This window comes from Exiguobacterium sp. SH4S7 (assembly GCF_004336795.1).
In the GTDB taxonomy this organism is placed as follows: Bacteria; Bacillota; Bacilli; order Exiguobacteriales; family Exiguobacteriaceae; genus Exiguobacterium; species Exiguobacterium aurantiacum_A.
In genome coordinates, this window is sequence record NZ_SJUT01000001.1 from 278,697 (window position 1) to 292,304 (window position 13,608).

Annotated in this window: 15 protein-coding genes and 1 tRNA gene; 14 read left to right on the top strand and 2 right to left on the bottom strand. The window is 53.2% G+C overall.

The features are described 5' to 3' along the window. Positions 1 to 81: 81 nt before the first annotated feature. The 9 genes from EVJ29_RS01380 to EVJ29_RS01420 all read left to right on the top strand — a co-directional run bounded on the left by EVJ29_RS01380 (position 82) and on the right by EVJ29_RS01420 (position 7,744). Entirely contained in the window at positions 82 to 1,554 is a 1,473-nt protein-coding gene (locus tag EVJ29_RS01380) for a tetratricopeptide repeat protein (RefSeq protein ID WP_236633351.1), read from the top strand. A gap of 68 nt (positions 1,555 to 1,622) precedes the next feature. After that, positions 1,623 to 2,576: a thioredoxin-disulfide reductase gene (trxB, locus tag EVJ29_RS01385; protein WP_070328693.1), complete on the top strand. Its 954-nt coding sequence runs from the start codon at positions 1,623 to 1,625 to the stop codon at positions 2,574 to 2,576. A 124-nt stretch (positions 2,577 to 2,700) separates the two neighbouring features. Beyond that, positions 2,701 to 3,573, top strand: a complete 873-nt coding sequence (gene rapZ / locus EVJ29_RS01390) for an RNase adapter RapZ (protein ID WP_131463997.1) — start codon at positions 2,701 to 2,703, stop codon at positions 3,571 to 3,573. Position 3,574: 1 nt separating this feature from the next. Beyond that, positions 3,575 to 4,570: a gluconeogenesis factor YvcK family protein gene (locus EVJ29_RS01395; protein WP_071397965.1), complete on the top strand. Its 996-nt coding sequence runs from the start codon at positions 3,575 to 3,577 to the stop codon at positions 4,568 to 4,570. 25 nt (positions 4,571 to 4,595) lie between these two features. Beyond that, positions 4,596 to 5,549 (top strand): DNA-binding protein WhiA, encoded by a 954-nt coding sequence (gene whiA / locus EVJ29_RS01400; protein ID WP_131455835.1) that lies wholly within the window; start codon positions 4,596 to 4,598, stop codon positions 5,547 to 5,549. An 86-nt stretch (positions 5,550 to 5,635) separates the two neighbouring features. After that, positions 5,636 to 5,872 carry a hypothetical protein gene (locus EVJ29_RS01405; protein WP_016508644.1) on the top strand — a complete coding sequence of 79 codons (237 nt, stop codon included), beginning with the start codon at positions 5,636 to 5,638 and terminating at the stop codon, positions 5,870 to 5,872. A gap of 93 nt (positions 5,873 to 5,965) precedes the next feature. Beyond that, on the top strand, positions 5,966 to 6,490 hold the full coding sequence (locus tag EVJ29_RS01410) for a DUF2179 domain-containing protein (protein ID WP_236633352.1): 525 nt from the start codon (positions 5,966 to 5,968) through the stop codon (positions 6,488 to 6,490). Positions 6,491 to 6,550: 60 nt separating this feature from the next. Then, positions 6,551 to 6,991, top strand: coding sequence for a hypothetical protein (locus EVJ29_RS01415; protein ID WP_131463995.1), 441 nt, complete (start codon positions 6,551 to 6,553; stop codon positions 6,989 to 6,991). Positions 6,992 to 7,048: 57 nt separating this feature from the next. Beyond that, positions 7,049 to 7,744 (top strand): MerR family transcriptional regulator, encoded by a 696-nt coding sequence (locus EVJ29_RS01420; protein ID WP_131490022.1) that lies wholly within the window; start codon positions 7,049 to 7,051, stop codon positions 7,742 to 7,744. Positions 7,745 to 7,784: 40 nt separating this feature from the next. Here EVJ29_RS01420 and clpP read toward each other — a convergent pair whose 3' ends face one another. Both clpP and EVJ29_RS01430 read right to left on the bottom strand, forming a co-directional pair. Then, a complete protein-coding gene (gene clpP, locus EVJ29_RS01425) occupies positions 7,785 to 8,399 on the bottom strand; it encodes an ATP-dependent Clp endopeptidase proteolytic subunit ClpP (protein WP_255417547.1) in 615 nt (204 codons plus the stop codon). Positions 8,400 to 8,513: 114 nt separating this feature from the next. Further along, positions 8,514 to 8,586, bottom strand: a tRNA-Arg gene (locus tag EVJ29_RS01430). Between the two features lie 124 nt (positions 8,587 to 8,710). On the opposite strand from EVJ29_RS01430, the gene EVJ29_RS01435 reads away from it, so the two are divergent. The 5 genes from EVJ29_RS01435 (at position 8,711) to EVJ29_RS01455 (ending at position 13,598) form a co-directional block, all read left to right on the top strand. Further along, complete coding sequence (locus EVJ29_RS01435; RefSeq protein WP_131504638.1) at positions 8,711 to 9,850, top strand: RNA polymerase factor sigma-54; 1,140 nt, start codon at positions 8,711 to 8,713, stop codon at positions 9,848 to 9,850. 1 nt (position 9,851) lies between these two features. Beyond that, positions 9,852 to 10,109, top strand: coding sequence for a glutaredoxin family protein (locus EVJ29_RS01440; protein ID WP_070328700.1), 258 nt, complete (start codon positions 9,852 to 9,854; stop codon positions 10,107 to 10,109). Between the two features lie 112 nt (positions 10,110 to 10,221). Further along, positions 10,222 to 11,247: a sugar-binding transcriptional regulator gene (locus tag EVJ29_RS01445; protein ID WP_201738329.1), complete on the top strand. Its 1,026-nt coding sequence runs from the start codon at positions 10,222 to 10,224 to the stop codon at positions 11,245 to 11,247. Between the two features lie 60 nt (positions 11,248 to 11,307). After that, on the top strand, positions 11,308 to 12,315 hold the full coding sequence (gene gap / locus EVJ29_RS01450) for a type I glyceraldehyde-3-phosphate dehydrogenase (protein ID WP_131504639.1): 1,008 nt from the start codon (positions 11,308 to 11,310) through the stop codon (positions 12,313 to 12,315). A 98-nt stretch (positions 12,316 to 12,413) separates the two neighbouring features. Continuing rightward, positions 12,414 to 13,598, top strand: coding sequence for a phosphoglycerate kinase (locus EVJ29_RS01455; RefSeq protein WP_070328702.1), 1,185 nt, complete (start codon positions 12,414 to 12,416; stop codon positions 13,596 to 13,598). Positions 13,599 to 13,608: the final 10 nt, after the last annotated feature.

Below are 13,608 nucleotides of genomic sequence, written 5' to 3' on the forward strand. Positions count from 1 at the left end.
GTTGCCCTCATGGATTGAGTGCGGTATTCTTAATCCTGCAACTAAAAAAAGATACTAGAGACGATGTGGAGGATTTAGAATATGGAAGCGAACTATGAAGCACTAATGACGCTACCCGAACCAGAATCTCCGCTTGCTGCGGAGCTCCACTACTATAGAGGTCGTCGAGCGTTACGAGAAGGTCGCCTAGATGAAGCGACTTTTTTCATGGCTGAAGCAACTGCTGCGGCAGTCCATCGCGTCGATTACCACAAACAGTACGCTGAACTGTTATTCGAAGTAGGGGAGGTCTACCACGCCAACGATGTGTGGAAACGGGTATTAGAACTCGACCAAACGGCGACAGAGGCACTTTATCACCTCGCGAGCAACTGCGCCTATATCTCACAGTACGAAGAAGCGGCCACGTATGCGAGCCGCTATCTTGAACAGGAAGCGCACGGTCGTTACGCGGAATCGGTCCAATCCCTTCTCGAACTGATCGAGCTTGAACAAGAGCTCGAAGACGAAGAAGAGGACGAGTTGATCACGTGGCACACCGAGGCGCAGCAACACATCGACAAAGGTCGGCTCTTCGCCGCCAAGTCGACGCTCGAGCGCTTGATCGATCAATATCCGACGTTTTGGCCGGCGTTCAACAATTTGGCCATCGTCCACTTTTACCTCGGCAACGACGAATCGGCGTTCGAGACGCTCGAGTACGTCCTCGACCAAAATCCGGGCAACTTGCATGCGATCTTGAACACGATTCTTCTATTACATGAGGCCGGACAGTCGGAAGCGGCGCTGCAATTGTCGGTCCCGCTCACACGCGTCCGTCCGATCCAATTTGAATTGCGCTACAAGCTCGCTACGACGCTAGCTCTCGTCGGCCAGTACGACCATGCCTACGAAGAACTGCGTCTATTGAAAGAACGCGGCTTCCGTGGCGACTCACTGTTCGGGCATTGGCTCAGCGTATCCGCCTACAAGACAGGACGTTCTGAAGAAGCGGCTACCTATTTGAACAGTGACGAGTTGAAACAGTTTGAAGAAAAAAATCCGTTCGATATCCGCGACAACCTCGAGTTCCGCTCGGCGCTCGTCCAAGGTCTGCGCCAAGAGGAAGACACGGCCCGCATCGAGATCATTCGGATCATCTCCAAGCTCGCCGATGACGAAGCGTTCGAGGCGCTCGCCTTGACGAACGGATTGACCGATAACGAGACGGTGATCTCGTTCGCCGAAAAGTGTCGCGCTGAAATTTGTGGTTCTCCGTTCACGGGCGACGCCCGGATCGAACGAGGATACGCCGCCCTCGTCCTCGCCGAAACAGAAGTGACGGAAGCAGAACAGATGAGCCTCGACGGCGATTTCTATGAGCGCTTCTCGCGACTGCTGCTAGCGGGAGAAACGTTCGAAGACGTCACGGCATCGGCCGCGGCGCTCGTCTGGATGTTTTACGCGAAACGCGAATCACTCCTGCTCGAGGAATGCGCCGATACGTTCGGCGTCTCGGTCGACACGCTCACCGGGACGATCCGGACGTTCAAGCGGACACTCGAGCAAGCATAAAGATAGACGATACCTCCCTAGGTTTCTTATACTGAAGTCAATCAATTTCATGCAGAGGTGGAATCACTATGACAGAAGAAAAAATCTATGACGTCATTATCATCGGGGCCGGCCCAGCCGGAATGACGGCGGCACTTTACGCGTCGCGTGCCAATTTGTCGACACTTATGATCGAACGAGGCATCCCAGGTGGACAGATGGCGAACACGGAAGATATCGAAAACTATCCAGGTTACGACAGCATTCTCGGTCCTGACCTATCTCAAAAAATGTTTGACCACTCGAAAGCGTTCGGTGCGGAATACGCGTATGGCGATGTCCAAAGCATCTCGGACGAAACCGAATATAAAGTCGTCCACGCCCATAACCGTGACTACAAGGCACGCGCCATCATCCTTGCTTCAGGGGCGCAGTATAAAAAAATCGGCGTACCGGGCGAAGAAGAGCTCGGCGGTCGCGGTGTATCCTACTGTGCAGTCTGTGACGGTGCGTTCTTCAAAGGGAAAAACTTGTTCGTCATCGGCGGCGGCGACTCTGCTGTCGAAGAAGGCGTGTTCTTGACGCGCTTCGCGGACAAAGTGACGATCGTCCACCGTCGCGATGAGCTACGGGCGCAGAAGATCCTGCAAAAACGTGCGTTCGACAACCCGAAAGTCGACTTCATCTGGAACCATACGTTGAAAGAGATCGTAGAAGCAGACGGGAAAGTCGGCGGGGCCCGTCTCGTCAGCACGATCGACGGCACGGAGTCGGAGCATGAGATCGATGGCGTATTCATTTACATCGGGATGAACCCGATCACTGGATTCGTCAAAGACCTCGGCATTTTGAACGAGCAAGGCTACATCGTCACGAACGAAGCGATGGAGACGACGATCCCTGGGATCTTCGCCGCCGGAGACGTTCGCGACAAGACGCTCCGTCAAGTCGTCACAGCGACGAACGACGGATCGATCGCCGCTCAAAACGCGCAACATTTCATCGAGGGTCTCCTCGAGAAATTACAAGAACAAAACGCGTGACCAAGGCAGAAGGGATTGCGGGCAACCGCAATCCCTTCTCTTTTTTTCGGGCGTTCGTTATACTGAGGGTAGAAGAGAGCCGAACACACGGCTCGGTTGTCAAATTTAAGGGGGCGTCAGCGACATGGAAGACTTTAAAGGATTAGAAGAATTGATCATCATCAGCGGGATGAGTGGGGCTGGTAAATCGGTCGCAATGAATAGCTTTGAGGACCTCGGCTATTTTTGCGTCGATAACTTGCCGCCAGTACTGTTGCCGCAGCTGATCGATGTCATCAGTTCGGTCCGTCCGAAGATCGCGGTCGCGATCGACACGCGCACGCCGGACTTCATCGATAGCTTGTTCATCGTCATCGATGATCTCGAACAAAAGAACGTGCACCCGCATCTGCTCTATCTCGACACACGGGACGACGTGCTCGTCCGTCGTTATAAAGAGACGCGCCGGTCGCATCCGCTCGCCCCGGAAGACGCACCACTCGTCGGCATCAAGATGGAGCGCTCGCTGCTCGAAGGGTTCCGTGACCGGGCCCACACGCTCTACGATACGAGCGACTTGAAGCCACAAATGCTCAAAGACCGGATCTTGCTCCAGTTCAACGAGGAACGGATCCCGTTCACCGTCAACTTCATGTCGTTCGGCTTTAAGCACGGCGTGCCGCTCGACATCGACTTGTTGTTCGACGTCCGCTTCATCACGAACCCGTTCTACATCCCGGAGCTAAGGCCTCTCACCGGACAGACGGAAGAAGTTCAAAATTACGTCATGTCGCATCCTGAGGCGCGGGCGTTCTATAAAAAAGTGATCGATATGCTCGAGTTCCTGTTGCCGCAATATAAGCGGGAAGGGAAAGCGCAAGTCGTCGTCGCTTTCGGTTGCACGGGCGGGAAACACCGCTCGATCACGTTCGCTGAAAAAGTATCGGCCCATTTCGCCGAGCGCTACAACGTCAAGACCGTCCATCGCGACCTCGTCCACGCGACGAAGGAGAAGTAAGATGAGACGCGAGAGAAAAGTTGTCGCCATCGGTGGCGGGACAGGGCTATCGACGCTCGTCCGTGGTCTCAAGCATTATCCGCTCGCGATCACGGCGATTGTCACGGTCGGGGATGACGGCGGCAGCTCGGGACGGCTCCGCGACGAGTTCCACATGCTCCCACCCGGGGATATCCGTAACGTCATCTTGGCGTTGTCTGAAGTCGAGCCGCTCATGGACCGCATCTTACAGTATCGGTTCGACAGCGGTTACGGGCTCGAGGGGCATTCGCTCGGCAACTTGATGTTGACGGCGGCGACACATATTTGTGAAGGATCGTTCGTCAAGGCGATCGACGTGCTGTCGCAACTGTTGAACGCCCAAGGGAAGGTCTTGCCGGTCACGGAGACGCTCATGACGCTCGCCGCTGAATTTGAGGACGGGACGATCGTCAAAGGCGAATCAAAGATCCCGCTCGTCGGAAAAGCGATCAAGCGCATGTTCTTGCTTGAAGAAGGCATCAAGGCAGCACCGGGTGTCGTCGAGGCGATTGAACAGGCGGATGTGATCGTCCTAGGTCCGGGAAGCCTGTATACGAGCATCATTCCGAACTTGTTGATCCCGGAAGTGCGCGACGCCATCGTCCGGGCCGGCGTCCCGATCGTCTATATTTGTAACGTCATGACGCAACCGGGTGAGACGCAAGGCTACGACGCGATGCGGCATTTGAAGTCGGTCGAGGCGTACCTCGGGAAGTCGACGGTCGATACGATCGTCGTCAACAACGAACCGATTGAAGATATTTATTTAGAGCGCTACCTCGAAGACGGATCGGAAGAAGTCCGGTTCGATCGGAAGAAGCTCCGCAACTATGGCACGAACGTGCTCGCCGGGGACATCGTCGACTATAACCGGGACTATATCCGTCACGATTCGGATGCGATTGCCGGGCTCGTCATGCAACGCGTGCTGCGGATCAAGAAACCACGCTCGTACCAGGAGCTTGAACTGAAATAGCAGGAATGGAAAGGAGGGGACCGAGATGAGCTTTGCCTCAGAAGTGAAAAAAGAACTGACGCAACTCGACGTCACCGATGCCGAGGCGAAAGCGGAATTGTCCGCGCTCGTCCGCATGAACGGTGTCATCTCGCTCGCTTTAGGACGGGGGATGACGCTTGACGTCTCGACCGAGAACGCCGCGATCGCGCGCCGCATCTACTCCCTCATGAAACGTCTGTACGACCATCACTTGGATCTGTTCGTCCGGAAGAAAATGCGGTTGAAGAAGAACAACGTCTACATCGTCCGTGTCTCGCAACGTGCCGAGACGATGCTCCGTGACCTAGAGATCCTCGGGGAGAACTATGAGATGATCCGGACACTCAACTCGGATATGACGCGCAACCAGAACCTGGCCCGCGCTTACTTGCGTGGTGCGTTCCTCGCCGGAGGATCGATCAACCATCCGAAGACGTCATCGTACCATCTAGAGGTGTACAGTCTGTATGAGAACCATAACCAGGCGCTCCGTGACCTCGCCAACCGCTTCGGCTTGAACGCAAAGACGCTCGAACGGAAAAAAGGGCATATCCTCTACATCAAAGAGAGCGAGAAAATCTCCGACTTCCTTAAACTGATCGGGGCGACGCGCGGTATGCTCGATTTTGAGGACGCCCGCATCATCAAAGACATGCGCAACTCGGTCAACCGGCTCGTCAACTGTGAGACGGCGAACTTGAACAAGACGGTCGGGGCGGCGCTCCGGCAAGTCGAGAATATCAAGTATCTCGAACGGACGGTCGGGCTTGAAATTTTACCGGTCAAGCTCCGTGAGATCGCCGAGCTTCGGGTCACCCATCAAGACGTATCGCTCCAAGAACTCGGGGAGATGCTCGAGACGGGACCGATTTCGAAGTCGGGCATCAACCACCGGCTTCGCAAAATCGACCAGATTGCGGAGAAAGTTCGCAGCGGCGAAGAAATCGGGTCATCCTGACACCGGTTGCGCCAAAAGCATTCTTCCTATATAATTAGCAATTGTGTATAGGAATTTGAAATGTAAACTAAAGGAGCTTCAACATTATGTCGAATGCAAAGAAAAGACTCTCGCTCACGATTGACGCTGAGCTAGACCGGGTCATCACGGACCGGGCCAAAGAAATCGGGATTCCGAAAAGTGCGCTCGTGACATTCGCGACAAGCCTCTTCCTCAACCAGTTGCGTGCTGAAGAGATGTTGTCGGGCGATACGAACGCGATTTACCAAGTTATCCGTAAAGACTATGAACTGCTCACGAGCGTTGATAATTTAAGCAAATGAGAAAAGGGCTGACCGCGGTCAGCCTTTTTTGGTTGCATCCGTCACGGAAATTTGGAATAGTGGAGTTACTGAATTGGAATGGAGGTCGATCCTATGGGACAAGCGAGCCAACTCTTGCTCATTTTATTATTACAATTACTATTTGTACCGGTGCTCACGCTTCGGACGATCATGCTCGTCAAAGGGAAAACGGTGATTGCGGCCATGTTCGGGACGCTCGAGACGCTCATCTATATCTTCGCGCTCGGTATCGTCTTTCAAGATTTGACGACGCTCGGGATGATCGTGTATGCGGTCGGGTTCGGGCTCGGTATTCTTCTCGGCGGTTTCGTCGAGCGGAAACTTGCGATCGGCTACAACATGATCCAAGTCCACACGCAAGAGTTTCCGGCTGAGCTCATTCAAAAGATGCGCGACAGCGGATACGGTGTGACGCACTATCAAGGCCAAGGCCGTGATGGAACGCGTTATCGTCTTGATGTCTTGGCGGCTCGGACGCGGATGAAAGAATTGCGCCGACTGGTCGAGGAGTATGAACCGAAGGCGTTCCTCGTCGCGTTCGACCCGGTCGATTTCAAAGGTGGATATATGTTGAAAGGGCTACGACGCCCGAAATGAACGGAAGACTCACGAAAGTGGGTCCTTTTTTGTGGAGTGGGGAATAGACAGGGAAAGGAGATGAGTGCGTTGAAGCGAAAAGGGCGATGGGTGTTGGTGATCGGGTTACTGGTAGTCGGGGGAGGATTGCTCGCGATGTCCTTTTGGAAAACAGAATCGTCGCTACGCCCGCCACTGCCGACGGTCCGGGTCGGTTCAGTGACCGCCGAAGTGAGACAGTCGACGTTTTGTTGGTCCGATCAGGGACAAGGGGTATGTGAAGACCACGGGTTACCGGGAGCGGACGACCTGCAGCTCGTCCCGGTCAAACCAGGTGCTGAAATCGACGTGACGTTCCACGCCGAGCCGTCGAACTTTTCATTCAATCAGATTGTCGACGGGGAACTCGTCCCGTCCGAGCAAGTCGTTCCCGATGAACCGGGCGTCTATTTGTTCGAGACGGGCGGGGACTGGGCACAAGGCGACAGCCGTTACGTGTTCGGCGTCAAGGTCGAGGAATAAAAGAGTTGACCTGTCCGTTACGGACGGCTTTAACATAAACGAGAAGGGGGAACGCCAATGATTCAAATCGGAAAAGTTGTCCATCTAACGGGGTTGTCAATTAAAGCGATAAAGTGGTATGAAGCGAAAGGGCTCGTCCAGCCGACTCGTTTAGACAATCAGTATCGGTTATACGGAATAGAAGAAATAAGACGCTTGAACGAAATCAAGTTATTGCGGCAAATAGGCATTTCGCTCGAACAGATTCAGACCGCAGGAAGTGTGAGCGAGTTACTTGAAGGCAGGCTTGATGAAGTCCAACGTGAAATCGAGGCGTTGCGACAAATCGAGCAACAAATCGAATGGATGCAAACAGGAGGGAATCAAATGAATGTTCGCTATGAGACGTGGGAGCAACCTAAAGTTGTGAACGGGTACGTATCCGAACTCACAGCAATCTCGGTCGTATGGGAAAAACTAAATCCAGAGCTGACGACAAACGAATCGTACGGTGTCTGTTTGCCTAAAGAAGAAGCTTATCTGGCCGGCATGACCGAACCCGTACATGGGAAGGGTGCCCGACAAGTCGAATTGTCGGCAGGACGTTACCTGGTCGCAACGGTCGAAGGGGGGATCCAGGCCATTCCATCGACGTACGATCAACTTTTGGCTTTGCCGGATGTGACGTTGCGTGATGCAGTCGATTTTGAGCGCTATATCCATGGGCAAGATGGGGCCGATGATTTGATTGAGATTTGGTTACCGACCCAATAAAAAAAGCGCCTTTCCCGAAGCTGGGAAAGGCGCCTGTGGTTTAACGTGTCATGACTTTATCGATGAGACCGTAGTTGCTCGCCTCATCAGCTGACATGAAGTAGTCGCGCTCTGTGTCGCGCTCGATGACTTCAAGCGGCTGTCCTGTGTTGTCGGACATGATTTGGTTCAACTTCTCACGCATCTTGATGATCCGTTCGGCGTGGATTTTAATGTCCGACGCTTGACCTTGTGTTCCGCCGAGCGGTTGGTGAATCATGATCTCCGCGTTTGGAAGCGCGAAGCGTTTACCTTTTTCACCGGCTTGGAGCAAGAAGGCACCCATCGATGCGGCCATTCCGATACAGATTGTCGATACGTTCGGCTTGATGAAGTTCATCGTGTCGTAGATCGCCATTCCGGAAGTGATCGAGCCACCCGGGCTGTTGATGTAGAGTGAGATGTCCTTATCTGGGTCCTCAGCTGCAAGGAAAAGAAGCTGGGCGACAATCGAGTTGGCGACGTTGTCGTCGATCGCGCTTCCGAGAAGGATGATCCGGTCTTTAAGCAAGCGTGAGTAAATGTCGTACGCGCGTTCCCCGCGACCTGTTTGTTCGATAACTGTTGGAATTAACATTGAATTTGCCTCCTTGTATGTATCGTGTAAACCTATCATAACCGCTATAGTCAATGTTGGTCAAACGATAGTCTTTGTTTCTCACATATTCCACCGTTCGGCCAATTATAAACGACAAAAGAGGCCAGGCATCTGCCTGACCTCTTGATTTGATACACCCGGAGAGATTTGAACTCCCGACACCTGGCACCGGAAACCAGTGCTCTATCCCCTGAGCTACGGGTGCATGTTCTCTGACACGATTTATTATACAATTGTTTTTTTGAAAAAGCAATCCTGTTATCACGTCTTTTTTTGTGAGCGCGTTTGGCGACCATTCGTTACAATTAGAAGTGAGAGGGGTGTGACCGATGCAACGGCAAGAACAGCGTCAACTTCAGAAGCTTCAGCTGACACAAGACATGGTCCGGCGTCTGCCGGTTCTTGAGGCGGACCGGGTCGCGCTCGAGTGGCAGCTCGCCCGGTTGGCTAAACGAAACACGCACGTCACAACGGGCGGTACGGTCGAATGGATTGCGGACGCGGCGGGCGGTTTTGAAGCACGGCTATTTGAACAGATTGACGAAGGAAGCGGGACCGAGGCCCAAAAGCAGCTTCAAAAGCAACTCGTCATGACGCTCGACCATCGCGGGCTACTGCCGGAGACCGATGCCGTCCTCGCAAAGCGATTCGGTGTCGAGATGGCGGACGTCGATTTGGCCCGGCGCGCACTGTTATTTTTAGAGCCGACCGGGATCGGTGCGACTTCAGAACATGACTGCCAATACCGTCACGCGATCGAGCATGACGATCCACACGTGCTCGACGTGTTCGAGGCGTTTGACGCAAAGGTCGAGCATATAGCGGACAAGCTCGGGATGACGACCGAAGAATACGAGCGAATCAGCCGAATCGTCGCCACGCTCCCGAGGACACCGATATTATATGAAGAAACCGAGCATATTCTGCCCGAACTCGAGGTCGTCGTTCAAGACGGGGAACTCATCACGACGTGGTTCAGCCCGATGATTGCCTTAGACGTCGGTTCGGACCGGGAGGCGAAGTGGTGGCAAGAGACGCTCGCGATGCGCGCAGAGACGCTCCGCTCTGTGTGGGCCGTCATCGAGCGACGCCAGGCGGACTGGCTCCGCGGCCAACTCGTCCTGCATCCGCTCACACGAAAAGAAGTCGCCACCGAGATCGGCAAGCATGAGTCGACGGTCGGCCGCGCGATTCAAGGCAAGTACGCCAAGACCGCGGGCGGCGTGATGGAGTGGCGTCACTTCTTCGTCCGCGCCACGTACCACGGCCAAGCCCCGTTCATGATTAAACGGGCGCTCGCCGAGCTGATCCAACAAGAGACGGCGCCTTTGAGCGACCAGGCGCTCACCGAGGAGCTGGCCCGGATCGGTTACACGGTGACGCGGCGAACGGTCGCGAATTATCGTGAGGCGCTAGGTTTTGGCAACTCGCGGGAGCGGGAACGACAGTTATGGAAAGGGGAGACGTGACATGGTACTGACGTTATATCGCCGGGAGAACTGCTCGCTTTGTGAGGAGGCGCTCGTCATGCTCGAATGGCTACAGGAAGATTATCCGTTCGAGCTCGAGCAAATCGACATCACGGGCGACGCGTTGCTTGAAGAAAAATATTTATTTGAGATTCCCGTCGTTGTACATGAAGGAACCCTTATCAGTCAAGGGCGATACGATGATGAGAAAGTTGAAGAATTTGTTAAGTATACGCTTACATCGAAAAAAAACGTTTGAAGGGGTTGCCAGACGGTAAGGTGATTGGTAAGATGAACTCGTAGCGGTGGGACGTAAAAATAAAAGTGGGACAATTTTTGTCCACACTTTAAGTCGAGGGGGAATGAGCATGATCCAGCAACTGATTCAAGTTCAGAAGCAAATCGTCCCTGACCTGCTCGACACGCTCCGACATCGTTATGACATCTTACATTATGTCCGGCTCATGCAGCCAATCGGCCGCCGGACGTTGGCCACAAGCCTCGGGCTGACGGAACGAATCTTAAGACGAGAAGTCGACTTTTTGAAAGACCAAGGTCTTCTCACAGTCGCGACCCAAGGGATCTCACTTACAGAATCGGGCCGAAACGTTCTCAGAGACTTGCACGAGGTCATGGGAGAAATCCTAGGGATTTCACAAATCGCACGAGTTCTCGAGCAAAAACTAGGCGTTCGCCAAGTCGTCATCGTACCGGGAGATTCGGACGAGACGTTCTGGGTCCAGCGAGATATCGGTCGGGCCGCCGTCACGCAACTAAAAGCGCGACTGGCACCTGACGACAATATCATCGCGGTCACAGGCGGGACGACGATGGCATCGGTTGCGGCAATGATGTCGCCCGATAAAAAAGAACGACCGATGCATTTCGTGCCGGCACGCGGCGGACTCGGCGAAACGCTCGAGTTACAGGCGAACACCGTCTGTTCTCGGATGGCGGACCGGGCCCACGCCGACTATCATTTACTCCACATTCCGGATGAGGTTTCACAAAAGACGTTTGAACGGATGGTGGAGGAACCAAGCATAAAAAATGTGCTGGAAATGATTAGAGCGGCTCGAATAGTGGTACATGGAATTGGTGAGGCCGAAACGATGGCAAAACGTCGTCACGCCACACCGGAGCATTTGCGGATGATCGAACGGCACGAAGCCGTCGCCGAAGCGTTCGGATATTATTTCAACGCAGAAGGCGAAATCGTTCATCGGGTCAAGACGGTCGGCATCCAATTAGAGGAGCTCGACGACATGGACACCGTCATCGCCGTCGCCGGAGGAAAGTCAAAGGCACAAGCGATTGCCGCATATGCGAAACATAGGCCGAACATCATCCTCGTCACAGACGAAGGTGCGGCCACAGAATTATTAACTCGTTATTAAAGAGTTGACCCCCGTTGGCTCTTCTAATAAATAGCTTCTACCCTAAGGAGGAAATTAACTATGACAGTAAAAGTTGGTATTAACGGTTTTGGACGTATTGGTCGCTTGGCATTCCGCGAGATCTTGAAGAGTGAAGGCGTCGAGGTTGTTGCAATCAACGACTTGACTGACACGAAGATGCTTGCTCACCTTCTCAAATATGACACGACACAAGGTCGTTTCGACGGAGAAGTTGAAGTACACGACGGTCACTTCCTCGTAAACGGCGAGAAAATCGTTACACTTGCTAACCGTAACCCAGAAGAACTTCCATGGGGCGAGCTCGGTGTTGACATCGTTCTCGAATGTACTGGATTCTTCACAGACAAAGAAAAAGCGGAGCTTCATTTGAAAGCTGGCGCGAAAAAAGTTGTGATCTCGGCTCCGGCTACAGGTGACATGAAGACAGTTGTTTACAACACGAACCACGAAATCCTTGACGGTTCTGAGACAGTAATCTCTGGTGCTTCTTGTACAACAAACTGCTTGGCGCCAATGGCGAAAGTTCTCCAAGATCAGTTCGGAATCATCGAAGGTCTCATGACAACAATCCACGCTTACACTGGCGACCAAAACACACTCGACGCTCCACACCCTAAAGGTGACTTCCGTCGTGCACGTGCGGCAGCAGCGAACATCGTACCGAACACAACTGGTGCGGCTAAAGCGATCGGCCTTGTTATCCCAGAACTTCAAGGTAAACTTGACGGCGCAGCACAACGTGTACCAGTCGCAACTGGTTCATTGACTGAGCTCGTAACAGTTCTCGAGAAAACAGTTTCTGTTGACGAAATCAACGCAGCAATGAAAAAAGCAGCGAACGAGTCATTCGGTTACACTGAAGACCAAATCGTATCTTCTGACGTCGTCGGAATCACTTACGGTTCACTCTTCGATGCGACACAAACGAAAGTCATGACAGTCGGCGACAAGCAACTCGTTAAAACAGTTGCATGGTACGACAACGAAATGTCATACACTGCACAATTGGTTCGCACACTCAAGCACTTTGCTGAAATCGCGAAGTAAGTTCGTGAACTAAATAGAACCAAATAGGAGCGGAAACAAGAGATTGTTCTCCGCTCTATTTATGAAATTTAAACGCACGACATATGGAGGCGAAGTTTATGAACAAAAAGTCTATTCGTGACATCGATGTAAAAGGGAAGCGCGTCTTTTGCCGCGTTGACTTCAACGTTCCAACTAAAGATGGCGTCATTCAAGACGAGACGCGGATCCAAGCAGCTATTCCGACGATCAAGCATTTGATCGACGGCGGCGCGAAAGTCATTTTGGCGAGCCACCTCGGCCGTCCAGGCGGCGAGAAGAACGAAAAATACTCGCTCGCACCGGTTGCAAAACGTCTAGGTGAGCTTCTCGGCAAAGACGTACCGCTCGCTGAAGAGGCGTACGGTCCAGTTGCAGAAGAAGCCGTTTCAAAACTTGGTGAAGGTGACGTCGTCGTTCTCGAAAACGTCCGTTTCTATCCTGGTGAAACGAAAAATGATCCAGAACTCGCTAAAGGCTTTGCGGCGCTCGCTGACGTCTTCGTCAACGACGCGTTCGGTGCGGCTCACCGTGCCCATGCCTCGACGGAAGGGATCGCGCAAAACGTCGACACGGCGGTTGCTGGTTTATTGATGGAGAAAGAACTTGAAGTGCTCGGCAAAGCGCTCTCGAACCCGGATCGCCCGTTCACGGCTATCATCGGCGGTTCGAAAGTTGCTGACAAGATCGGGGTCATCGACCACCTTCTCGACATCGTTGACACGCTCATCATCGGTGGCGGACTCTCGTACACGTTCTCGAAAGCACTCGGGAACGAAGTCGGAACGTCACTCCTTGAAGAAGACAAGCTCGACCTCGCTCGTGAGTTCATGAAAAAAGCAGAAGACAAAGGCGTGAAGTTCTTGTTGCCGGTCGACGCTGTGATTGCGAAAGAATTCGGCGAAGAAACATACGTCGGACCAGTCGATATCGACTCGATCCCTGCGGATCACATGGGTCTCGACATCGGACCGAAGACGGTCGAAATTTACGCGGAAGCGATTCGCGAATCGAAACTTGTCGTTTGGAACGGACCGATGGGCGTATTCGAACTCGATAAATACGCTAACGGAACGAAAGGTGTCGCTCAAGCACTCGCAGACAGCGACGCGTATTCAATCATCGGTGGTGGCGACTCAGCCGCGGCAGCAGCCAAGTTCGGCCTTGCTGACAAGATGAGTCACATCTCAACTGGTGGCGGCGCTTCACTCGAATTCATGGAAGGCAAGAAACTTCCAGGCGTCGAAGCGTTGAACGACAAGTAAAACTGAGGAG

Excerpts from the sequence above, each read along its gene's own strand:
- EVJ29_RS01405 (WP_016508644.1), top strand. The coding sequence starts at position 5,636 with ATGTCGAATGCAAAGAAAAGACTCTCGCTCACGATTGACGCTGAGCTA.
- EVJ29_RS01435 (WP_131504638.1), top strand. The coding sequence starts at position 8,711 with ATGCAACGGCAAGAACAGCGTCAACTTCAGAAGCTTCAGCTGACACAA.
- gap (WP_131504639.1), top strand. The coding sequence starts at position 11,308 with ATGACAGTAAAAGTTGGTATTAACGGTTTTGGACGTATTGGTCGCTTG.
- clpP (WP_255417547.1), bottom strand. The coding sequence starts at position 8,399 with ATGATAGGTTTACACGATACATACAAGGAGGCAAATTCAATGTTAATT.
- rapZ (WP_131463997.1), top strand. The coding sequence starts at position 2,701 with ATGGAAGACTTTAAAGGATTAGAAGAATTGATCATCATCAGCGGGATG.
- trxB (WP_070328693.1), top strand. The coding sequence starts at position 1,623 with ATGACAGAAGAAAAAATCTATGACGTCATTATCATCGGGGCCGGCCCA.
- EVJ29_RS01380 (WP_236633351.1), top strand. The coding sequence starts at position 82 with ATGGAAGCGAACTATGAAGCACTAATGACGCTACCCGAACCAGAATCT.
- EVJ29_RS01440 (WP_070328700.1), top strand. The coding sequence starts at position 9,852 with ATGGTACTGACGTTATATCGCCGGGAGAACTGCTCGCTTTGTGAGGAG.
- EVJ29_RS01420 (WP_131490022.1), top strand. The coding sequence starts at position 7,049 with ATGATTCAAATCGGAAAAGTTGTCCATCTAACGGGGTTGTCAATTAAA.
- EVJ29_RS01415 (WP_131463995.1), top strand. The coding sequence starts at position 6,551 with ATGAGTGCGTTGAAGCGAAAAGGGCGATGGGTGTTGGTGATCGGGTTA.
- EVJ29_RS01410 (WP_236633352.1), top strand. The coding sequence starts at position 5,966 with ATGGGACAAGCGAGCCAACTCTTGCTCATTTTATTATTACAATTACTA.
- EVJ29_RS01455 (WP_070328702.1), top strand. The coding sequence starts at position 12,414 with ATGAACAAAAAGTCTATTCGTGACATCGATGTAAAAGGGAAGCGCGTC.
- whiA (WP_131455835.1), top strand. The coding sequence starts at position 4,596 with ATGAGCTTTGCCTCAGAAGTGAAAAAAGAACTGACGCAACTCGACGTC.
- EVJ29_RS01395 (WP_071397965.1), top strand. The coding sequence starts at position 3,575 with ATGAGACGCGAGAGAAAAGTTGTCGCCATCGGTGGCGGGACAGGGCTA.